The organism is Paenibacillus sp. XP01, from assembly GCF_057364885.1.
Genome location: NZ_CP139481.1, coordinates 6,714,435 through 6,736,367, shown reverse-complemented (window position 1 = coordinate 6,736,367; position 21,933 = coordinate 6,714,435). Strand labels below are relative to the sequence as shown.

Annotated in this window: 16 protein-coding genes; 9 read left to right on the top strand and 7 right to left on the bottom strand. The window is 48.7% G+C overall.

What is annotated here, in order from left to right:
- Positions 1–585 precede the first annotated feature (585 nt).
- Entirely contained in the window at positions 586–1,986 is a 1,401-nt protein-coding gene (locus tag SNR34_RS30275) for a helix-turn-helix domain-containing protein (RefSeq protein WP_486180847.1), read from the top strand.
- Between the two features lie 274 nt (positions 1,987–2,260).
- The gene (locus SNR34_RS30270; RefSeq protein WP_486180846.1) at positions 2,261–2,440 is read left to right on the top strand and encodes an aspartyl-phosphate phosphatase Spo0E family protein; all 180 of its coding nucleotides are present in this window, start codon (positions 2,261–2,263) and stop codon (positions 2,438–2,440) included.
- An 80-nt stretch (positions 2,441–2,520) separates the two neighbouring features.
- Here the strand turns inward: SNR34_RS30270 and SNR34_RS30265 are convergent, their stop codons facing one another.
- From SNR34_RS30265 to SNR34_RS30245, 5 genes are all read right to left on the bottom strand, one after another.
- Positions 2,521–4,608, bottom strand: a complete 2,088-nt coding sequence (locus SNR34_RS30265) for a CAP domain-containing protein (RefSeq protein ID WP_486180845.1) — start codon at positions 4,606–4,608, stop codon at positions 2,521–2,523.
- 158 nt (positions 4,609–4,766) lie between these two features.
- Positions 4,767–6,575 carry an AbfB domain-containing protein gene (locus SNR34_RS30260; RefSeq protein ID WP_486182533.1) on the bottom strand — a complete coding sequence of 603 codons (1,809 nt, stop codon included), beginning with the start codon at positions 6,573–6,575 and terminating at the stop codon, positions 4,767–4,769.
- 268 nt (positions 6,576–6,843) lie between these two features.
- A complete protein-coding gene (locus tag SNR34_RS30255) occupies positions 6,844–10,038 on the bottom strand; it encodes a hybrid sensor histidine kinase/response regulator (RefSeq protein ID WP_486180844.1) in 3,195 nt (1,064 codons plus the stop codon).
- Between the two features lie 426 nt (positions 10,039–10,464).
- Positions 10,465–11,802, bottom strand: coding sequence for a glycoside hydrolase family 30 protein (locus SNR34_RS30250; RefSeq protein WP_486180843.1), 1,338 nt, complete (start codon positions 11,800–11,802; stop codon positions 10,465–10,467).
- A gap of 208 nt (positions 11,803–12,010) precedes the next feature.
- Positions 12,011–13,525 carry a leucine-rich repeat domain-containing protein gene (locus SNR34_RS30245; RefSeq protein ID WP_486180842.1) on the bottom strand — a complete coding sequence of 505 codons (1,515 nt, stop codon included), beginning with the start codon at positions 13,523–13,525 and terminating at the stop codon, positions 12,011–12,013.
- Between the two features lie 362 nt (positions 13,526–13,887).
- Between SNR34_RS30245 and SNR34_RS30240 the strand changes: the two genes are divergently transcribed.
- The 6 genes from SNR34_RS30240 to SNR34_RS30215 all read left to right on the top strand — a co-directional run bounded on the left by SNR34_RS30240 (position 13,888) and on the right by SNR34_RS30215 (position 19,025).
- Entirely contained in the window at positions 13,888–14,805 is a 918-nt protein-coding gene (locus SNR34_RS30240; RefSeq protein ID WP_486180841.1) for an aldo/keto reductase, read from the top strand.
- A gap of 368 nt (positions 14,806–15,173) precedes the next feature.
- Positions 15,174–16,514, top strand: coding sequence for a helix-turn-helix domain-containing protein (locus tag SNR34_RS30235; RefSeq protein WP_486180840.1), 1,341 nt, complete (start codon positions 15,174–15,176; stop codon positions 16,512–16,514).
- A gap of 248 nt (positions 16,515–16,762) precedes the next feature.
- Positions 16,763–16,945 (top strand): aspartyl-phosphate phosphatase Spo0E family protein, encoded by a 183-nt coding sequence (locus SNR34_RS30230; RefSeq protein WP_236413493.1) that lies wholly within the window; start codon positions 16,763–16,765, stop codon positions 16,943–16,945.
- A 132-nt stretch (positions 16,946–17,077) separates the two neighbouring features.
- On the top strand, positions 17,078–17,458 hold the full coding sequence (locus SNR34_RS30225) for a GntR family transcriptional regulator (RefSeq protein ID WP_486180839.1): 381 nt from the start codon (positions 17,078–17,080) through the stop codon (positions 17,456–17,458).
- A complete protein-coding gene (locus SNR34_RS30220) occupies positions 17,455–18,330 on the top strand; it encodes an ATP-binding cassette domain-containing protein (protein ID WP_236413491.1) in 876 nt (291 codons plus the stop codon). Before SNR34_RS30225 ends, SNR34_RS30220 begins: the two co-directional genes overlap by 4 nt.
- Positions 18,327–19,025, top strand: coding sequence for a hypothetical protein (locus SNR34_RS30215; RefSeq protein ID WP_236413489.1), 699 nt, complete (start codon positions 18,327–18,329; stop codon positions 19,023–19,025). The genes SNR34_RS30220 and SNR34_RS30215 overlap by 4 nt, the downstream gene beginning before the upstream one ends.
- Before the next feature lie 146 nt (positions 19,026–19,171).
- On the opposite strand, the gene SNR34_RS30210 is transcribed toward SNR34_RS30215, so the two are convergent.
- Positions 19,172–19,942, bottom strand: coding sequence for an isocitrate lyase/PEP mutase family protein (locus tag SNR34_RS30210; RefSeq protein WP_486180838.1), 771 nt, complete (start codon positions 19,940–19,942; stop codon positions 19,172–19,174).
- A 56-nt stretch (positions 19,943–19,998) separates the two neighbouring features.
- The gene (locus tag SNR34_RS30205; RefSeq protein ID WP_236413486.1) at positions 19,999–21,078 is read right to left on the bottom strand and encodes a bifunctional transcriptional activator/DNA repair enzyme AdaA; all 1,080 of its coding nucleotides are present in this window, start codon (positions 21,076–21,078) and stop codon (positions 19,999–20,001) included.
- 248 nt (positions 21,079–21,326) lie between these two features.
- On the opposite strand from SNR34_RS30205, the gene SNR34_RS30200 reads away from it, so the two are divergent.
- Positions 21,327–21,698 (top strand): LysM peptidoglycan-binding domain-containing protein, encoded by a 372-nt coding sequence (locus SNR34_RS30200; protein WP_236413484.1) that lies wholly within the window; start codon positions 21,327–21,329, stop codon positions 21,696–21,698.
- Positions 21,699–21,933 lie beyond the last annotated feature (235 nt).

Genomic DNA, 21,933 nt, shown 5'->3' with positions numbered 1-21,933 from the left:
GGTTGTGTTTATTATACATGTTCCTGCCGGATAGTCGTGATGCGGTCATAGATCTGTATGTTCGTTAGGGAAGTTCCATACGTCTACTTCGCGGAGGTCAACGCCATATAAGTGGCCAATTGGCAGCGCCAATGTGATATTTGGAATGACAATGCCATACTCTATGTTTTGGTAATTTCGGAGAGAACATTTCATATAGTTGTTTATTTTTAGGACTGTTGATTCTTGAGTAAATCCTGCTGCTATCCGAGATTCCTTTAACTTCATTAATGCCCAAAGCTCCTTTTTAATATAAATGATAGAGCAGATGCGAAATTTTCATCACGTTTTATAGTTCACATAATATATTACGTGTTATGTGGTGTTCCAGTTATAATCAGGTGAATCCGATTTTCTCCAACTTTTGAAGCTTTTGCTGGGTGAAGTGGAGAAAGCTCTTACTATTGTTTGTAGGGGTGTATTCCTATTTTAAGTCTGTTCAAGACGCATACACGTTATTGACCATCGTTTGATTCATAATTAGTATCAACTATATATAGGTTTTTAATCCTAAATTTTGGTTTTTGTTGCAGGGGGTGTCTTTGATTGGAATCTGTAAATTCTATCCGGGAAGAACTACTGGCGTACATGAACAGAAATCATATTATACATTCTCAATTTGCGGAAGTATCCGGAATCAATTCGGGTACCCTAAGTAGAATATTAAAGGGAAACAAGCCCATATCCATGACACAACTTGTTGCTATTACTGCTGGAATGGGGTTACCGGAGGATTACTTTTTTGAAGATTACATAGAGGAATGCTTTTCCTCTTTGATCTCCATGCGACGAATACGACCATTTATATTTCGTTGTGCAGAATTAGAACGGTTAGATTGTGTTGAACAGATCGTGAATCGTCTGCTGGAGGATATATCTTACGTATCTGTACTTTTTGATATGGCTGAAGAATTGTTTGCCAATGACAAACGTTTGGCTGCCGGGATTTTGTACAGAAGTGTGCGCGAAGTGGAGAAGTATCAGCACTCTGAAAGGCTGGCGCTGTGTCATTACCGTTTGTTTATGATTGATTTGGGCGAGGATCTGGAAGAGAATGTGCGCGCGGCAACTCAATTTGAGCTGTACGTTAATCGTCTCGATGAAGCCGATCAGCTTGAAGCTTTAAAGCAACTGATGCACGTTTTCGGAATGGTTCACAAATGGGCGAAAGTGGATGCTTTAGCCAAGGAAATGCACCGAATCGCAACGATTCAGTATGATTTACAATGCCGATCTGAACGAGCAGAAGAGGGCTGGAAACGGTCGGAGCGACCTTTGTACTATTATATTCTGTATGCTTATCTGGCTCGAGCTACAGCCAGTGAAGAGTGCGGAGACTATGACAGAGCACTAACATTTGTAGATTTGTATATCAGCGGTGAAAATTGGGTACAGGAGAAGGATGAGGAAGCAAAGCATATTTTAGGTCAATTTGCTGAGTGGGGTGTTGCTAACACGTATCTCTATCGTTTAATGTCCGGCGAAGTAGAGGTATTGAATGAGTATGCGGATTACATATCGTCTCAAGAAGATGAAATATTCGTTGCTGTGCGGCACATTGTCCAAGCAGCAAATCTATACGGACTGAATGTTGATAGCATTTTGGAGCGTTTTGCAGCATATATACCCTATCAATCGGACAAAACGGAGTTTGGCGAGTATAAGCCGGCTATTTTAAAAGAGAGCTATGTTCAGTTTCTCAGTGATCTTGCGGTGTATCGTTTCAATCAAAGCAAGGATGCTACCACTGCGGTAAAACTTGTACTAAAAGGTTTGAATTTATCGATTACAATTAATAGTAGTAAGAATATCATTACTTGCATGACCCTTTTTGAGCAATACAGGGATTTTGCGGATCTCGGAGCAAAAGAGAAATATAAAAAACTATCAAGCGAGGTGCATCGACTCAATGCTAAAAAAAGTGTTGTTCTTCTTGACTCTCTGTAGTGTTATGATTGTCGTTTCTACCCCAATAACATTAACTACAATGGGGCATGGATGGGGTACATAGAGTGAAAGCAGCAAGGTGTTCCTGATTATAGGGAGCACCCTTTTTTTGTTTCTCTGGTTGTAACCTTGCCTTGGTTCAAACCAAGCCTATAATAAACCGACGATCCCTAGCTCAAAATGGGAAACCGCTCTTTTTCTTGTGCCGTTAAAAGATGATTCTACTATCTGACAGCAAACCCTAAAATATCAACAAAGGAGATGTGGTTCTATAATGAAAAGAAGCATGCTCATGCAATTACGTATTGAACGTGCCAGGAATCGCCTTCACGTCATGGCGGAAAAATATGGAGATTTACAGCATCCTGCTGTAATCAAGCAATCGATCATACTGGATGAATTAATTAATCAGTATAACAGGACAGGAGAGCAAATAAAAAAGCCGATTGTATGACCAATCGACTCTGGGCGAGAAACTTTTGCCGGGTTCACTCGCTCCTTTATTTTAACAGATCAAACTCATCTTTTGTCCTTTTAATTGACTGCCGACGTAGAATATTGCGACAGATTCATCGTGTCCTTTTTCACAGATATAAAAAAGGTGGCGGACGGTGCATACAAGTAAAGGTTAAGCTGGTCCGGAGAATACGTGCCAGGCTCGATATGGAAGTATCCTTTGCTATCAAAGGTAACCTGCACATCCTCAATATGTTGGGAACCGGTAACGGTGTGTTCTTGAACCTTGAACAGGATCGTTCTGTCTTTCAATTGTGAAAACTGGCCTTCCACAATCAGCTTTCCGCCTTTGTCATATTGGGCAAACAAGCTTTGTTCCTCGAAAACGGCCGGTTTGACATACATTACCTTTTCCGGCAATTTAGGCAGAGCCAATTGATCTGTCGGTTCCGCCGGTCTGCCTTTCAATGTGCCCAGGGAGCTCTGAAGGCGTTTCAGAATGTTCAACGCTTCTGCTCGGGTTACCGTGCTATCGCTCTCATATCCCGAGTAAGACAATTCCGTGACTCCGCGGACGTAGTCCTTGGCTAGCACGTACCTGACCGCGTTGGAGCCGATGAAATGCATGCCGTCTGCAGCGGACACGATCTCGGCAATGCGCTGGCGATTGATCGGTTTGTCGCGTAATGAAGCCGTTTTGAGGCCCAGCAGCGGATAATTACGGTCTTTGGCGATTCGGTAAGCAGTGTCGGCAAGGCTTTCTTTTCCCTTCTGATAAGACTGGATGTCGACGTTATACGTTTTAAGCAACATGATCCAGAATTCCGACTCGCTTACGGTTGAATCAGGCTTGAGTTGTCCCTGGCCATCAGCGCTCACGATGCCTGAGCGCAATCCCCACTCCAATGCTTCCTGAAGGGAATGTCCCTGAATGTCGGAAGGCAGCTTGTTAATTGGTTTGCTGTACGTTTTAGTCTTCCATTTGGGGTAAACTTTGATTTTAGCCTGCGCTGACTTCCCTTCGAGCGTAGCCTTCAGCGTGTACTCGCCAGGCAATATGCCATGAATCATGCCATTTGCGGATGCTTTAAGCCCCTTGGGATTGCTCGTTATGTAGCTGACTCCTGTCTCTGCATCTTCCCATGATCCATCATCATAAAAACTTCTCCATTTTAGTTGAAGCTGCTCTCCCTGGTTCAGAGTGACTTCCTTCATATATGGGCCAAGTTCGGTCAAGCTATGACCTTTTCCGGTAGTGAATGACCACGTTTTGCGCAGCGCTTCCGCTGATTTACCGCTCAAAAGCTCAAGCGTTACGGTGTAGGTGTGGTTTCCTTTCAAAACGGATTTTGGATACAGAAATAATGTGCTCCCGTACAATTCTTCATGCAAAGGAACCTCGTTTCCTTGTTGGTCAGTCATTTTTGCCTGGTAACGGTTAATGGTTGCCGCTGTAGACGCAGAAATAATGTAGCCCGAGAATTCCACATTGAACTGCCGTAGTGGATTCGGACTTTCCAACCCATAGAAACCAACGGGTACATCGGTTTGACGGTCGTAGGGGTAAACTGACATGTTTCCATTGTCCGGCTGGGAACCGGAACCCGTAAAATCCATTACGGCCGTGCCGTCGACCAGACCGATGCCAACCTCGTCATAACTGGGATCGAGTATGATTTTGCGGTGATAAGCGGTATCCAGCCATCCCTGCACGGCTTGGGAACTGCTTTTCTGATGGTAATGCATGACCTCGCCATAGGCAAATCCGCGATTTTGGGCGACAAATCCGGCCGCCTCGATGCGGTTCTTGATATTTACGCCTTTAAAACCAGGCATTCCCGCTTGCTCCGAGTGGGCACTCAGATTGGGATGCTGGGCATGGTTCCTATTATAGTACGAAGCATGGGCTTCCGCTGCCCGGGTGACATACGGATTCAAACGAACGGGCGGCACGCCGACCTTGGCGCGGACCTCGTTCAGAAAATTTAACGCGTCCAGCTGATCTTTGGAGTATCCTGTGGTGACATTGCCGTCCGCGTATGCCTTGGGTAGGTTGGAAGGTCCAAAGGCTCCCAGCGTGCCTGATACTAAAAGAAGAACGGCGAAGCTATAAGCAAGGATTGCAGGTAAACGTCTTTTCCTCGGTGTGGAACTTTTCGTTTTCATTAGAAAATACAACATCTCCTTCCATTATGGTTTGGGGAAAATTATACAGCACAACTATCCGCCCATCCATACAGTTTATGGGAATCATGGATAAAAGGCCGCTTTCCCCTGAATCCGGGTCGGAAGCGACCTTTTATTTATGTGGCGAATATGGTGTCCTAGAAGTCCGTTCTTGCGAAAGTGGCATCGCTTTTTAACGTGGCGCTGCTGGACGCGGTCACGGTGTCGAGTTGCAGCACGTAATTGTAATGCCGAATGTAGCTGCCAGGCTGGCTGTAGGATTGGAACGATACCTTCGTTTGATCGGCCCAGCCCGGACGGATGAGAAAGGTGGCGTCGCCTTTGTATTCAGCGGTATCGCTGTAAACTTCAAGCACGATTTTGTTGCTGTTATTGCGCTTGAGGAAGTAGCCCGGATAATTGATCGATTCCAGGGATACGCCGCTGGAACTGGCTAACCCAGGTACTGCCCTGAAGTGGGAGTCGAGTTCGGGCGAGACGTTTGCATCGATCCGGGCCGCAAAATCGGCATGGCGGATCGTCCGGTCAGGATAGTTCTGGGAACTGAAACGGCTGTAGTTGACGGCATCGGGCGTGGATGGGCCCAGCATCTTCACTTCGTGCAGCGTCGGTGTGTACCAGTTGCTCGGGTTGTTCCACAGAACAGCATTAACCATGCTGATACGCACATAACGGGCCGTAAAATGGACTGCGTCCGTGGTGAAGCCGTACGTTGTATTGGTCGTGCGGTCAATGGTGGAGTAGTTGATGCCATCGTTGCTGATTTCGATTTTATATTTGTAGTATCCTTCGGAACCTTTATACATGAACCAGGAGATGTCAATTTCGGTAATCGTTCGGGGTGAACCGAAATCGACCTGCCACCAGGCTGGCCACGTATTGGACGATGCCGCCCATGAAGTCTGGTAATTGCCATCGCTGGCATTTGAAGCAGAAGAGCCGGAAGCGACGGAGCTGGCTGCGGCTGTTTTGCCTTGGGCGTGATTGACTAGATTGGGCAGGGTCACGACTCCGCTGGCCGCATCGATGCTCCATTCTTTGCTCCATTCCAGAGAGGCAGTTCCATTGTTATCATTCAAGGTGAGTGGCAACCATATATGCTTGTGTTCGCCGAGATTGAGCGGATTCCAGCGGTCACCCATGTAGATGTAGGTCGTTGTCGTACTCCCTGTAATGGTGGCAATATCATGGATTTGCGATCCGAAGGCAGAAGGATTTCCGTAAGGCGTAAGCGTTGACCAGGGTCCGGACATGGATGTTGCTGTGGCGTATGCACCCTGATTAGGGTACCAGCCGGAGGCTTGGGAGGTGAAGAGGTAATAGCGGTTGCCTTTTTTGACGACTGCCGGGGCTTCGCGGTAGGCGTTCTCGAACAGCCAGCCCTCGAAGGAATCCACGCCCGTATAACTGTCGTTCATTTTGAACAGGGCCATCGTATCGTTAGCCCCGCCGTTTTTGCGAGAAGCCGACAAGAGGTAACCCGTGCCGTCGGTATCCACGAATACGGTCATGTCGCGGGATTCAAGATCCATGGGGCGGAAGCTGCCCTCATACGTAAATTTGCCGTCCGGCGTGCTGCTGGTGGCTACGGCAACCCTGGCCAGGCTGTAATCGGTGCCGTTTTCGTAGTGTGCCCATAGTACATACTGGCCCGTCGAGGGATTGTAGATCACTTTGGGACGTTCGATTTTGCTGGAAGCCAGTTCGGTTGCCGAGTCTTTGGTCAGGATGGCGTTCCGAAACGTCCAGTTTTTCAGATCGGTGGATGTGTATACATTAACACTGTCAAACTTGCCGCTCACGGCGTGTTCGCCGTACCAGTAGTACGTGCTGCCTACTTTGAGAATGTTGCCGCTGTTGGCGTGAATGGGGTTGCCTGCGGTATCAAGCCAATCGGTACCGTTGGTGATCGTTGCACTTGCCGCTTCCGTTCGTTCGGCATACATGCCTAGCAGCGTGAGAGTCAAAGCGAAAGCCAGAATCCAAGCCGTCTTCCTGTTTCCCATCTCAAGCACCTCCCCAAGAGTTTGAAATAAAGCGCTTACATCAATTATTTTACAAAAAATGGCCAAATAGGCAAGTGAACATTCCTCGCCGGAGTGAATTCAATCTGGTTCGGGCGAGCTGCAGCGGGAAGAGCGCCTTCCCAAGGGCAGCTGGAGAGCGCAAAAACCCCCTTCTTGACGAAGGGGGCAGGTTTCGGTCTTGTCATGGTCAAGACCTGGCATGTTCATGGGATTCAGGCTGTTGATAAGGGATAACGAACGAGACGGATGTACCTGCACCCGGTTCGCTGCGAATGGTCAGCCCCTGTCCGTAGAGCTGAATCAGCCTGCGGTTCGTATTGGCAACCCCGATGCCCTGTTTCCCTTGCATCGAAACGTCCAGCAGCTGCTTGACCAATTGGGAGTCCATGCCGACGCCATTGTCGTGAACCTCGACCCGCACGGCCTGACTCTGTTTCTCACGGGCAATGGTGAGGGTTAGCGTTCCGCCCGACGCCCTGCCCAGCAACCCATGCTGAACGGCGTTCTCGACCAAGGGTTGAACGGAAAGCGGAGGCAGCAAGATGTTCAGGCCAGGCTCTATATTCAAGATGATGGACAATCGTTCCCCGAACCGTTCCTGTTCAATGTACAGATAGGCCTGAACCAGCTCCAGCTCATGAGGGAGCTCCACCAGTTTTCCCGTATTGAGATAGTTGAAGCTGATTCTTAGAAAGGAGGCAAACGCATCCCCGAATTTGTGCATCTTCTCTGTATCGATATCGCTTAATGCAATGAGCGAGTTCAGCGTATTGAACAGAAAATGAGGCTGGATCTGGGCCTGCAGATAGGCAGCTTCAATCCGAAGCCGTTCGTTGATGGACTGTTTCAGCCCGATCAGCGCTTTAATCCGGTATTTCAGTTCCAGCGCATCCACTGGTTTCGTCACGTAATCGTTCGCTCCGGACGAGAAACCGGTATAGATGTCCGAAGGCTGGCTGCGAGCCGTTAACAACAAGATGGGCAGCTCGGAGACGGAGTAGCGCTCACGTACTCTTTGAGTCAGCTCGTATCCGGACATCTGAGGCATCATCACGTCGGTGACCAGCAGGTCCCATTGTCGGGTGTCCAGCAGCTCCAACGCTTCACGGGCAGAATGGGCCGTCGTCACGGTATAAGGCTCAGACGAAAGCATGCTGACGAGTACCTTCAGGTTGATCGGATCGTCATCGACGGCCAAAATGTGAATCGGGCTTTCCTGCAGCAAAGGAAGAACCGCAGGTGAGGCGTGAGCTGCCTTCGTGTTCTGCTCGGACGATTCGGCCACATTGGTTTCTGAACTTGATTTCGCCGCGGCAGAGAGCTTCGTGGAGGGAGAGGATGCTTCTTCCCACGGTTCCATCCGTATTCCCGGTCGTACCTGGCTGAGATCCGTATTGGCCAGCGGCAAACTGAACGTAAACGTTGAACCTTTGGAAGGTTCGGAGCGAGCGCTCAGCGTACCGCCATGCAGTTCAACGAGCTGCTGGCAGATGCTCAGCCCGAGCCCAATGCCCTGTTCATGGCCATCTCCGGACAGGCCTTGTTCGTATGGGGAGAAAACGCGCGAAAGGGTCTCCTTGTCCATGCCGATGCCCGTGTCCGAAACATGGATGATCGCCTTTGTTTCCCGTACCTCGGCAGAGAGAGTCACCATGCCGGTCTCCGTAAATTTCAATGCATTATGGATCAGATTGTGCAAAATTTGCACCAGTCGTTTCTCGTCCGCCATGACGGCGGGCAGCGAATCGGGAATGTCGTTATGCAACGTTATGGTTTTGCGTTCAGTCATAAACTGCAGCATGGACAGGACTCCGGGCACAATGGACTGAACCCGGATCGGCTCGGGATGCAGCTTGATGCGGTGCTCCTTGAGCCGGACGACATCGAGCAGATCGCCAATAAGATGCGACATGCGGCGGCTGATCGTGATCAGCAGATTCATGTCCTGCAGGCTGCCGGGATGCAGCCGGCCTTTCTCTTGCGAGACGACATTGTGGGCGATATTCATGATGCCGTGCAAGGGAGTTCTTAGCTCATGGGACGTATTCGCCAGAAACTGATCCTTGATGCGGTCCGCTTTGATCAGCTGTTCATTCAGCTCGACGTTCAATCTGGCATTGCGGAAGTATTTTTTGAACCAATACGTCGAGAATCCCGCGAGGGCCATGATCAGATCAAACGGATAGAAGACCGTCGTAACGTTAAATGACAGTTCCGCAAAGCTCCATAACAGGTTGGAAATGATGCAGGAAGCAGACACCAGTATGAAAATGATGTCTTGGTCGTTCTGCTGTTGTCCGACCATTTTGACCGAGAGCGTTATAAACCAGACGAATGCGGTGCAATACAGCCAATCAAAGATACGATAATGGATGATTTCGTAAATGAAGGACGCCGGCGAAACGGTAGTCAGGATCATCATGGCAAGCAGCATGGCAAGGTATATGCGGGTCCAGCGGCTGGGTGAACGTCGCGTCGTGAATTTTCGGAACAATAAAATAATGAACATGCTTAGGGCTAACAGAGCAATCAGGTGAACTTTCAGTCCCCATGTGTAATTGAGCGGCAACCACAGCATCAGAATGTTATCGTGTGCGGACAAAATGGCTATACCTACCGATACGGTAACCAACAAGGCGTATAATAAGGATTTTTCGCACGGGTTGATCAAGAAAAGGATGCCGGCGTAGATCCCGTGAAGCATCAACACGAGAAATATAAAGAGCTGAAAGCCGATCGAATACCAGCGGGAAAAGTCCATGGCCGCCTGTGATCCGAAATAGGCAGGCACCATGATCCCTCCTTTATGCGGGCTGTCAAAGTTGGCAATCCGAACGACCAAGTCAATCTTCGTTGTGTTCCCGTCATAAGAAGGGGTGAATGATAGACTGTTGGGTTTGTATTGCTCGGGGGTATCGCCGATTGTACCTAGTGCAGATACGGTTTCGCCGTTGATTTCCACTTCGGACGATGCCTGGAGTTTCTTGAACCAAAATGAAACGGGCTGCGGAATCGGGTTCATCCGAATTTGCAGCCTGTAAGTACCGTACCCGTAAGAGGTATTATCGCTGTTGTTAAGCGCATCTCCCCAGTCTCCGGGCACCTGTACAGGGATGGAATCGTATTTTCCGGATCGGATTTCCTGAAGGGTTAGCAGCTGATGAGGGTAGAAATCCCATTCGCCGTTCAGGTACATCAACGGTGCGCTGTCCAAATCGACATTTCGCAAATCAAGCTCGCCGTTTACAGGAGAATGATCCCGCAGAACGGGGAACATTTGATGGGTCCAGAACCAGCGCATGCCGACTAATACCGCAAAGGTCATCAAGATGATCCAGATATATTTCATTTTGAGATGAGTGGACGTGTTTGATTTTTTCATAGTGGGTGTTACTTTCGACAAAAATCGCTGTGTTTCCTGCTGAATCGCTTGCGCAATTTACACATTACTCCAAAGAACGACAACAGCAAACTGTCGATATTCGTCTATTTTTTGTCAAGGCGCCGATGATATAGTATTAATCGATATGGAGAATTTTGTTATTTTCCATGGCCTCGAATTAAAGTGTTGAATTCCCTAAATAACAACATGAGAGGAGGGGCTGGCAAATAGCAATCCAATGAGGAACATCCCCAAGCGTCCTGGTCCGTCAATTGGAGTCCGCAGGACTTTGATGATGCGAAAGGACATTGGGGACAAGCGGAGTCAATATCGAAACCATACAAAACAACCATTTCGATGCCTTTTCGGGCCGATGATGGTTGTTTTTTGGTTCCATTTTTTATTGCCGAATATGGCAGCGCCGTATCAAGAATTCGAAAGGACGATGCTATTAAAAGACTCGGCTTCCAGTTCAATTCGGAATGTCTGGCCCGCATGGGCAAGCAGCAGCTCCCGGTTATCGCTGAACGGATTGTTGATAACAACGACCAGGCTCCCATCCGGGTTGCGGAAAGCCGTAGCTTTGCCGCTCCAGGGGCCGGATAGCCCGACGCGGCGCGCACCGGGAACGATGTGGTGGGCATAATGCTTCATGACGTAGTATTCCGGATTGCGGATCAGCCGTTGGGTTGCCGGATCGACGGTAACCATGGAATTTTGCTCCCATCCCCATGTGCTGCGACCTTTGGGCTCAAGAACCATGTTCCAGTACACATATGCATTCACTCCGTTGGCGAAATAGTGCTGAAACAGATTGAATACGTACTTGGCGTACATCCAGGAGTTGTTTCCATCGCCGCACTCGTTTTCGGTTTGCATGTACCGGAGTTCGGGATAGCTCGCTACCGTGCGTTGTATGGCGTGTTTCCCCGCCCATTGATAACCGACGCCTTTAATGTAGGAGTATGCCTGGGGATCGCTAAGGACAAGCCCGGCATACTCGTCGAAATCGTTCGTTTTTTTGTGGATCAGCTCTTCCCAGGGATCGGGGGCATTGATCGTGCCCAGCCAGATTTCCGTGTCCAGGCCGTGCTTTTCGAATGCAGGCCCAAGGTGCTCCGCAATGAATTCGCGCAGCTGTTCGCCCGTCCATTTGCAGGAAGGGAATTTCTGATCCGCGATAACCTCGTTTTGCACATGGACCTGATGGATGGTTATCCCGGCTTCTTGGTACGCCTGCACAAATTTCACGAAATACAGCGCATATGCATCCAAAATATCCTTTTCCCAGCGCAGCGTGCCGTAGTTGTAGGCTTTCGGCGTTTTCATCCAGGTCGGCGGACTCCATGGAGAAGCGAATAGCTGCAGGTTCGGATTGTAGGATAAGGCCTCTTTGATATAAGGAATTAAATATTTGAAATCTCGTTCGATCGAAAAATGTTCCATGGCCAAATCGCCATCGGTTTCGTTATGGCTGTACCATTCTGCCGCGTAATCGCTTGCACCGATGGGCAGTCGGCAAATCGTGAATTTATGTTCACCGTCAGGGTGGAACAGGGAGTGGAAGAGTTCGTGCCGCTGCTCTTCGTTCAGATGGAACAAGGCTATATACCCAAGCTCGTTAAAACATCCGCCAAACCCCTCCACCTCCTGGTAAAGTTCGTCCGACACTTTCAAGTTAGCGCTTTCATTTGTTGGTTTTAATACACTTTCCTTCCACGGGGTATCCGGCGTCGTCGAATACGCGCGCACCTTCAGGGACATGTCCAGTTCCTCCTCGCGAGAACCATAGTATGTTTCAATACAGTCAGTATATCAGTTAGCTGATCAAAAAAGGATGTGCCAAACCACGTGAAATTTACCCAAATCCACGGTTATGCTTTTGGATGGATAACCAAACTCCCTGCCAAAACGAAGCTTGGCAGGGAGTTCACTGATATTGAAATAAACGGGTACGCGGCTGCGCCTATGATTAAGGTTGCAAAGCCGGCTGCTGCGCCGGTGGTTTGTTTGCGAAAATCAGAATGGTTCTGCTGTCGGCCAGATAACCGACCGTCGTTTCCAGCTGCTCGGAAATGAACCGGACCGGAACGAACGCTTTGCCGTTTTGAATCAGCAATGGGGCATCATTTACGATGGTATTGCCGTTCACGTTCACTTGCCGGTGGCCAGCCGCCCATTGAATGACCTGATCGCCCTGAGAAATAATGACCTCTTCTGTGGCGGGATGCCAGTCCACGCTTGCGTTCAGATGCTCGGAAACAAAGCGCAGTGGAACGTAAGTCCTGCCTTTATCGATGAAAGGGGCAGCATCCAATGCATAGGGTTTTTCTCCGACGTATGCCGTGGTCGACCCTTCGGTCAACCTTTGAATACTGCCCTGCGGAGAACGTTTCTGCTCGCGAACGTTAAGCTGGTTCAGCATTTGCATGGTTTGGCTGCCGCTGGAAATGTCCAGGTAGTTATGCTGAATCGTCAATGGTGCAGACTCGATTTCATTGATCGGGACGAGAGAGCCTATGGCGGATGATGAGGCAGAAATATCCTGCACGCCATTCGTCAGTCCAGGGGATAGATTCAGCTTCGCAATCGGGCTCAGATCCCATATTCGATTATCTGCAAGCTTCAACGATTGCAATTTTTTCAGCGCTGCGAGCGGTCGGAGATCATAAATCTGGTTGGATTCCGCGTTCAACTCCTTCAGGCTGTTCAATGCCCCGAAGGCCTCGATTTGTTCGATCCGATTGTTGGATACGTCCAGCGACCGCAGGTTGGTCAAATGGGCGAGCGGTTCGGCATCAACGATATCATTGCCTGCGACGTTGAGTTGGAGCAGCGACTCCGGAAGCTCGGACAAGGAGCCGGATGATCCAATCCGGTTGTTCGCAACGTTAAGGGATTGCAATTTGGTAAGGCCGCTAATGGGCGAAAGGTCTGTGAGCTGATTGTTGGCAACCTCGACCCGTTTCAAATCATGCGCATGTTCCAGCGGCGCAATGCTCGTTATCCCGTTTCCGCTGGCGAAGAATGTATGTAGTCTCGGAAAAGCCCGAACAACGGCAATGGAAGTCACCGAATTGTTGCTGATGTACAGCCGTCCAAGGTTCTGCAATTCGCCAAGAGCATCAATCGATGTAATATAGTTGTTACGCACGTCGATTTCCCGCAATTTCGTCAGATGGGCAACCGGCGTGAGGTCACTCAATTCATTGCCGTACAAGCGCAGATGCGTCAGATTCGTTGCATACTCAAGCCCGGCGAGACTCTGGATCCCCATGTTGCTCAGGTCGACTACGGTCAATTGCTGAAGATCGGACGGGGTCAGGCTGGCATCGACGGGTTTATTCAAAATGAGCTTGAGCCCGGTTTCCAATGCGGAATCTTCCACAATACTATTCTTCTGCTCGGACATGGGGTAGGCCATCGCCTGTCCGGCTCCTCCGATCGAGAGGATCAATATGACAAATAAAAGAGCTATTCTTTTCATTGCATGAACTCCCTCCGCCTGAATTCAAGATTCGTTTAGCAAACACGCAAGGTCTATGTAAAAATCACTTCTTAGTTATTAACCAGGCTCCACGGAAAAGGAACAGCCCCGAAAAGCGTTCCGTCTTCTACATTTCTATTCTATACGAAACCAGCCCCTGCCTGCACACTTCTTGAACCTTGCCGCAAAAAAATGCGTTGCAGGCCTCATTCGCCGTAAATCGTCCATTATTCCATATAAGTTTTCCATAAATCCATTGAAAACGGTTGCGCATATATGTCACAATCATAGAGGAACATCATCTGTGCAAGCCATCTGGTAGTTCATAGGATCATTACGATTTGATATGGAGGGGAATCATCATGAGAACGATAAAGCTTGGAAGCAGCTCGCTTGAGGTGCCGGTTGTAGCCGTGGGCTGCATGCGAATCAATGCACTGAGCAGCAAGGAAGCGGAGCGTTTCGTCCACTCGGCCATCGAAGCGGGCGCGAACTTCTTTGATCATGCCGACATCTACGGGGCAGGGACGTGCGAAGAGATTTTTGCCGAAGCTGTCCAGATGAATCCCCAAGTGAGGGAAAATCTGATTCTCCAGTCCAAATGCGGCATTCGCAAGGGCATGTTCGACTTCTCCAAAGAACATATCCTGAATTCGGTGGACGGTATTTTGAAACGTCTCAAAACCGAATATCTCGATGTTTTGCTGCTGCATCGTCCCGATGCTCTGGTGGAGCCGGAGGAAGTGGCCGAAGCATTCGATCTGCTTGAGCGCGAAGGCAAAGTGCGCCATTTCGGGGTGTCCAACCAAAATCCGAACCAGATCGAACTGTTGAAAAAATATGTGAAACAACCGCTGGTTGCCAACCAGCTTCAATTGAGCATTACGAATACAACGATGATCTCCAGCGGGATCAACGTGAATATGGAAAATGACGCCGCCGTCAACCGCGATGGCAGCGTGCTGGATTATTGCCGTCTGCACGACATTACGATTCAGCCATGGTCCCCGTTCCAATACGGATTCTTCGAAGGCGTATTCCTTGGCAACGAGAAGTTCCCGGAGCTGAATGCCAAGATCGACGAAATTGCCGCGAAATACGATGTGACCAATACAACGATTGCCATTGCCTGGCTGCTGCGTCATCCGGCCAAAATGCAGCCGGTGACGGGAACGACGACCGTTAGCCGTTTGCAAGACTGCATCAAGGCCGGCGAGATCGATCTTACCCGTCAGGAATGGTATGACATTTATCGCGCAGCAGGCAACATTTTGCCGTAAGCGAGATTCGTGGATGGAGAATACTTGAATAACATGGGAAGCACGGGCATGTTTTGCTCGTGTTTTTCATTTGGTTTTGATATTGATTGCCGTAGTTTCCAGCCTATAAAATAGAATGAGAGATTTGTATATTTAAAAGGATTAAATTGTAATAAATACAAATTAGTTGAAAGGAAACTTATTGACCCTCGATCAATTCCTACATATAATTACTTTGAAATGTCGTTGATCCTGTTTATGGTTTTTATGAGAACCGCAAGTCGCGGTCTGTCTTCTTTAAATGTACGTCAATAGGCGTTTTGCTTACTTTGGAGGGTGGTGTTCGTTTGGAGTCGGCAACCACGATACGCGATCATTTGGAATCATACTTGAAAAGGGAACGGATGTCGATCAGTCTGTTTTCCGAGCTGTCAGGCATCAATTCAGGCACGCTTAGCAACATATTAAACAAAAACCGCCCGATCTCGATGCAGCAGCTGGACCGTATTACGGCGGCCATGCAGCTGGATGAGGGCTACTATTACGAACTGTACATCGAAGAGTGTTTCGTTCACTCCACGCCGGACTGGCGCAGGCTTGGTCCATTCCTCCATCGATGTGCAGAGTTGGACAAATTGAATTGCATTGAAGAGGTTATCCGGTTGATGATGGATAATCTGTCCTATATACCTTTGTTATTTGAAGTCGCAGAGGAGTTTTACGGTGGCGGAAAATTCAAAGCGGCCGTTCTTTTGTACGAAACGATTGCCGAAAGTGAAAAAATGCAGCATTCGGAACGGCTTGCACTCTGCCAATATCGCCTATTTAAGCTGGGCCTGGGCAAAGACCGCCAGAAGAACCTCATTATCGCTTCCAGGTTCGAGTATTACGTCGATCGATTGGATGAACGCTATCAACTGGATGCGCTGAACGAATTGATCAATGCGTTCGGAGCGCTGCACCGCTGGATGAAGGTCCAGGAATTGTCCGAAAAATTAAAGGTGAAGGCTAAGGTTCATTATGAACTGAATGGGAGAAACAAGCAGGAAGAAACGAAAAAACCGATTATTTTTTATATTTTATATTCCGATCTGGCTGCAGGAAGCGCGTTCTATCATCTTAAGGAGTACGACAGGGCGCTTGATTTCGTTTCTCGTTACGCAGACAGCAGTTGGGTGAAGCAGCCTGATGAGGAAGAACGAATCGTAATGCATCAATTCCAGGAATGGGCTGAGGGCAATCGCTATGTATATCAATTGATGGCCGGCCGTTTCGAGGTGCTGCCCGATTATGTAGGGTACATCTCCAACAGGGAAAATGAAGTCTTTCCGGCGCTTTGCGACATTGTGACGGCCGCCAACCGCTACGATATGAACATCGATTTCGTGCTTGAAAAGTTTAAATCACATTTGTCATATCAGGAGCAAAGCAACCGGATCGGCAAAGTGAGCAAACAGGTTACCGATGATCGCTATGTTCGTCTAATGGGAGGATTAGCTTCATATTATTTACGGAAGGACGATTTTATCAAAGGTTTACAGTATGCCTTGAATAGTATGAAGTTTGCTCTTGAAATTCATGATGGCCGGGGTATGCTTAAAAGTATCGGGTTGTTTGAACAGTATAGGGATTATGCGACCGATGAAGCAATGCAGCAATACAAAAATTTGATTAGTGAGGTGCAGAAACTCAATGATGAGGAAGTTTGCTTCGCTGATAGTCATGTTTAGCATTGTTATTGCCATTGTAGCTCCTGGTGCTCAATCTGATGGTCCTGATCGAGGTCTGACGACGTCCAATCCGGATATTATGCGCACCGCAGACCATGGATTCGGATCGTAAAAAACGTATGCCGGCAGAAAACGTCCTCAGCTTGCCAGGGGACGTTTTTTTCTTTTGTTGGAAGAATAAGTATGCGATATCCCGTACAATCTTGCGATCGACAGATTCCGTTAAAATGTGACAGAAGGAGGAGGTTATGGATTGTACGGAATTGAAATTGGAGATTGAACTTGCCAGGGAACTGCTGTACGTGAAGGAACGGGAGTACGGGAGTTTCCAGCATCCGGAAGTGATAAGGCAGTCTATAGTGCTGGACGAGCTGATGAATAAATATTATCGTGCCACGAAAAAAAGTCCAATCCATAAACCGCAGACGTAGCGAAAGAAATGGGCGCGTTTAAGAAAAAGGACTATTTACATCGTGGCTTCTTTGTAGTATGGTTAGTTACATGAGTAACTAACCGATTAACTTGGCCTGAATCAATAATTCAATGATGAAAGTTGGATTTGCATGAAATCGAATCTGGACGAATCACAGCCCATTTTTCATCAGATCGCCCTGATGATTATGGATGACATCGTAGAAGGCCGCTTAAAGGCTGAGGAACAGGTTCCTTCCACCAATGAGCTGTCGCGGTTTTACAATATCAACCCTGCTACGGCGCGGAAAGGGCTGCAGGCGTTAGCGGACAAAGGCATTATCTACAAACAGCGGGGACTGGGCATGTTCGTCGCAAAAGGAGCGCGGGATACTTTGCTTCAAGAACGAAGGCAGCATTTTTACGAGGAATACATTCAACCTTTGCTTGAGGAAGCCAAACGCATTCACATGAGTGAAGAAGCAATCATCGACCTGATCAAAGGCAAGAGCGATAAGGAGAGTGAGTCATGATACACGTGGAACAAGTGGAGTACGGTTACCAGGGAACGCCTGTTTTGAAGAACCTCACGCTGCGGGAAGACGAACCGGTCATCAGTGCATTGTGGGGGAGGAACGGCGCAGGGAAAACGACGCTGATGAGTTTGCTTGCAGGCCATCAGCGGCCGGAGCAGGGAACGATTCGGATCATGGGCCATGAGCCGTACGACAATTTGGCTGCACAGGAGAATCTGTGTTATGTCCAGGAGAATCATCCTTTCGGGAGAAACTGGAGCATGGTTGATTTGATGCGATACGGCCAGTATTTTCATCCCGAGTGGGATCAGGAGCTGGCAGAGCGACTGGTGGATATGTTTGAACTGCCGCTGAAGCGGAAAATTGCTAAATTTTCCAAAGGCATGAAAACAGCTGCCCAGATCATTCTTGGATTATCCAGCCGCGCAAATATTACGATTCTTGACGAGCCCACCAATGGCTTGGACGCTGAGAAGCGGAAGTTTTTCTATCGCGCTTTGCTGGAAACGTACGAGGATCAGCCGCGATTGATGCTGCTGTCGTCCCATCATATTGAGGAAATTCAGCCTTTATGCGAATCCTTGATCGTTCTTCATGGGGGCAACATATTGCTGCATCAATCCATGGAGGAAATGCGCGAGAGAGGTATTCTTCTAACAGGGGATATTAGCGCTATTGAACGAGTTGCAGCGGGCTCCCCTATCCTGGAATCATCCCGGCTGGGCAGCACGCACAAAGTCATGATCGACGCAGTGTACTCTGGAGCCTGGAAAGAAAAAGCCAGCGAATATGGGGTAACCATCGAAAAGGCGGCAATACAGGATTACCTGGTTAACGTAACCAGAAAGCATGAGGAGGTTCGTCCATGAATGTTGCAAAAGGCACAAATCGCATGATCATGGAAGACATGGTGTGGCATTATAAAATGTTTGCGTACATCACGCTTGCGCTGACGGCCATCTATCTTGCGATAGGATATATTTTCGGTGCTGCTTTCCCGACGACGCTTTTCGGCCCGATGTATGGAGGAATCATTGCATTTGCCATCGTGGGGATCGTTAACGTGTACCCGGTTGCGATTGGCATGGGGAGCACGCGGACTCAATTTCTTAAGTCGTTCTACTTGATCTCGGTCTGGATGGTTGTTGTCGCCATTACGACGTTAAACCTGATCTATCTGATTATGGATCTGCTTCATCAATACGGCTCGTTGGGCGTCACCTTTTATAGTGCTGGGGCTCTGTACGTAAAAGATTTTCACTTCTTTCCATACTTGTGGACTGATCTAATGGTTGGATTTTTCCTGCTGGGATTATCGTTATTTATAACTGTAGGCTGGCTCCGATTGGGGATGCGCAATTTTCTGATTTTGTTCTTTGGACTGAGTGTGGTCTTAACGCTTGTACTTACGCAGGTGGATTGGAGCTTATTTGTGGAATGGATCATGAAAGCCAATAAAACGGTATTGTTCATCGTGAGCGGCGTTTTGGGTCTAGGGCTGATGCTCGCGACCTATCCCATGATGAAGAATGCTCCGCTTGTGATGAAGGGGCGTAAAAGCTGACACTGGTAAATGGGACGTATAAAACGAATGCAGGAAATTGCCGTTAGATAAACATTGGATTCATAAAATATAAATGGAAATAAAGCAGTCCCTACCGGGCTGCTTATTTTCGCTTGATTTGCACATGGAGGACGGGATATCCGACTTTAGCGGTGCAATAAAAGTTCTTGTCCAAACCTTGAAAGTTCCTCCATCATGTGTTGGTAAGGATAAGGCCCGTAGCTGACGCGGGCAACGCCTAATTCACCAAGTTGAGCAGGTGTTGGCTTGCGTGAAGTCAGCATTATATTGACGGGCAGGGCACACTGCTCGCACAGCTTCCTGATGCAATCCGGATCTTGCAGTCCGGGCACGAACAATCCGTCCGCCCCGGCTTGTTCATAAGCGTAAGCCCGCTCTATGGCGTCTGCGACCCATTCACGATGACTAGCCGGGGGAGCTTGGAGAAAGACATCCGTGCGGGCATTGATGAACAGGGGCACACCGGTTTGATCGGCACCGTCCCGGGCTGCCTTTAATCGCAGATGCTGCTCTTGTATTGTATATAGGCCCTCCCCACCCGGAATTTGATCTTCCAGGTTAATGCCGATGGCACCGGATTCGACCGTATGCTGCACATTTTCGCTAATTTCTGACACAAACCTTCCATACCCTCCCTCAATATCGATCGTAACAGGCAGATCTACGCTTGCCGCGATCCTCTTCAGGTTGGCAATGACCAGTTCGAAAGGCAGTGCTTCACCATCCTGCGAGCCATGAGCTGCTGCAACAGACCAACTGCCGGTGGCTATAGCCTTGGCTCCGGCTGATTGAATGGCGACCGCGCTTCCGGCATCCCATACATTGACCAGGATAAGCGGATCTCCTTTGACGTGCATGCTGCGAAATGACAATGCTTGCTCTGCGGCGGAATTCATAAATGTGTTCTCTCCTTTGATGCTGCGTTTTTTGGAGTAGTGTGTTTTACGTTGGATTATGCTTGTCCCCGATCTATTCCTCGGATCGTTTCTTCCATCCGTTTTTCATGTTGGAGCAGCCAGCTTTTACGATTCAGCCCGCCCCCGTATCCACCCAAATCGCCGCTGGCGTTAATCACGCGATGGCATGGAATGACGATGGCCAGCTGGTTGGCTCCATTGGCTTGGGCGACGGCTCTGCATGCGGACGGTTTGCCCAACATGACGGCAATATCCTGATAGGAACGTGTTTCTCCTGATGGAATTGCGACCAGCTGCTCCCATACGCTTTTTTGAAATGGTGTTCCTAAACAGGACAACGGGGTGTGGAACTCGGTGCGGGTACCTTCAAAATACTCTTCGAGCTCTTTCTCGATCGACATAATGGGGCCGGTAACGCCGGGAACGATGGCGCGTTTCGTTCGCAGCCGCAATCGCTCCACTTCCCGTTCCAATCCCCGGCGATCCACGAACTCCAGCAGAACTAAGGCATCGTCATCGGCAATCGCCATCATGGGACCAAGCCGGGTATCCAGCCAGGCCGCCTTTAATACATGCTCGTCATCGATTTGTGTGGGTGGTGCGCCCATGATTCGGGAAAAGGCATCCCGAAAGCCGCTGCTCGATTCGTAACCCGTGGACAGCTGCGCATCGATCACGGGTCGCCCTGAACGAATGTTTTTCAGGGCAAGCCCCATACGGCGGGCGCGAGCATATTCCACGAAAGTCATGCCGAACCGCTTCTTGAACTGTCGCCTTGCCGTGGATTCATCTATGGATAGTTGTCTGAAATCCTCGGTTTTCCAACGTTTCTCCGGATTGTTCTCGACCGCTTCCACCAGCAGGCGGACAATGTCCGACACCTGGTTGGGATGGGATAACGGACGACAACGCTGGCATGGGCGATATGAGGCCAACAACGCTTGCTGCGCAGTATCGAAAAATTCGCAGTTCTCGAACTTGGGTTTGCGAGCCGGACAAGTGGGACGGCAGAACACGCCCGTCGTTTTGACGCCAACATAGAACAGTCCTTCGTATTCCGTATCCTTGGCCAGCAGGGCCTGATAATAAATTTTTTTCTTTTCGAAGTCGAGCATCGGGCTTTCACGTCCTTACCGGGAAGTTTGTATCTCGATTATACCCAAATATGATTTTTGCATCGCCGAAATTCAGGCACGGATTTTTTGTCGAGCGATTTGACGCTTCCTGTCGTTGTTTAGAATTTGTTGAGATGCAGATGGTATTATAGACCTATAAAAAGAAAATGGTTAGGTCCATGTGCCCTTGGGGATTCGATCCACGTTTATTAACGCCATTGTGAAACAAAGGTTTGGAGGTTGGTTGGATGATGAGATATTCCACGTATCAGAGCATTTACGAATCGGTAAACCCGGAAACGGCCCAATCTGGCATAGGCGATTTCAAAAAGAAATGGCCGCGTATGAAAATGCCCACAGTTTTGATAAAAAGCTTGATCGTTTTTTTGATCATCCTCATCGGATGCAGCACGGTATTGAATGTATTTGCTGGAGGCAAAGAGGACCGTCTGGCACTTGGAGGCAAACTCGTCGTATCTCAGGGCGACACGCTCTGGAATATTGCAGTGAAGTATAAGCCGGATGATATGGATACGCGAGATTACATTGAAGAAATCAAAGCATACAATGAACTGGTTTCCAGCTCCATTCAGGTTGGACAAGTTCTGACGTTACCCTGATCGAAACAGCATGAGCAATAAACTTACATATAGTCCAAATATACTACTGGTTATCCGAAAGATGGAGCATCATCGCCATTTTGCCGGATAGCCGGTTTTTTTGCGCGGAAAAGCTTATGTCTCTTCTGCTTACATATCAAGGAGCTTCATGAGGAATGATATGGGTATTGAATGAATATAGGGAACGTTTGGCTTGTTGCCACGACGAAAGGATTACAGACAGGATGGAGGAGCT

Bases quoted from the DNA above. Each gene is read 5' to 3' on its own strand.
- SNR34_RS30270 (WP_486180846.1), top strand. From the start codon at position 2,261: ATGAAAAGAAGCATGCTCATGCAATTACGTATTGAACGTGCCAGGAAT.
- SNR34_RS30265 (WP_486180845.1), bottom strand. From the start codon at position 4,608: ATGAAAACGAAAAGTTCCACACCGAGGAAAAGACGTTTACCTGCAATC.
- SNR34_RS30260 (WP_486182533.1), bottom strand. From the start codon at position 6,575: ATGTATGCCGAACGAACGGAAGCGGCAAGTGCAACGATCACCAACGGT.
- SNR34_RS30255 (WP_486180844.1), bottom strand. From the start codon at position 10,038: ATGAAAAAATCAAACACGTCCACTCATCTCAAAATGAAATATATCTGG.
- SNR34_RS30250 (WP_486180843.1), bottom strand. From the start codon at position 11,802: ATGTCCCTGAAGGTGCGCGCGTATTCGACGACGCCGGATACCCCGTGG.
- SNR34_RS30245 (WP_486180842.1), bottom strand. From the start codon at position 13,525: ATGAAAAGAATAGCTCTTTTATTTGTCATATTGATCCTCTCGATCGGA.
- SNR34_RS30240 (WP_486180841.1), top strand. From the start codon at position 13,888: ATGAGAACGATAAAGCTTGGAAGCAGCTCGCTTGAGGTGCCGGTTGTA.
- SNR34_RS30230 (WP_236413493.1), top strand. From the start codon at position 16,763: ATGGATTGTACGGAATTGAAATTGGAGATTGAACTTGCCAGGGAACTG.
- SNR34_RS30225 (WP_486180839.1), top strand. From the start codon at position 17,078: ATGAAATCGAATCTGGACGAATCACAGCCCATTTTTCATCAGATCGCC.
- SNR34_RS30220 (WP_236413491.1), top strand. From the start codon at position 17,455: ATGATACACGTGGAACAAGTGGAGTACGGTTACCAGGGAACGCCTGTT.
- SNR34_RS30215 (WP_236413489.1), top strand. From the start codon at position 18,327: ATGAATGTTGCAAAAGGCACAAATCGCATGATCATGGAAGACATGGTG.
- SNR34_RS30210 (WP_486180838.1), bottom strand. From the start codon at position 19,942: ATGAATTCCGCCGCAGAGCAAGCATTGTCATTTCGCAGCATGCACGTC.
- SNR34_RS30205 (WP_236413486.1), bottom strand. From the start codon at position 21,078: ATGCTCGACTTCGAAAAGAAAAAAATTTATTATCAGGCCCTGCTGGCC.
- SNR34_RS30200 (WP_236413484.1), top strand. From the start codon at position 21,327: ATGATGAGATATTCCACGTATCAGAGCATTTACGAATCGGTAAACCCG.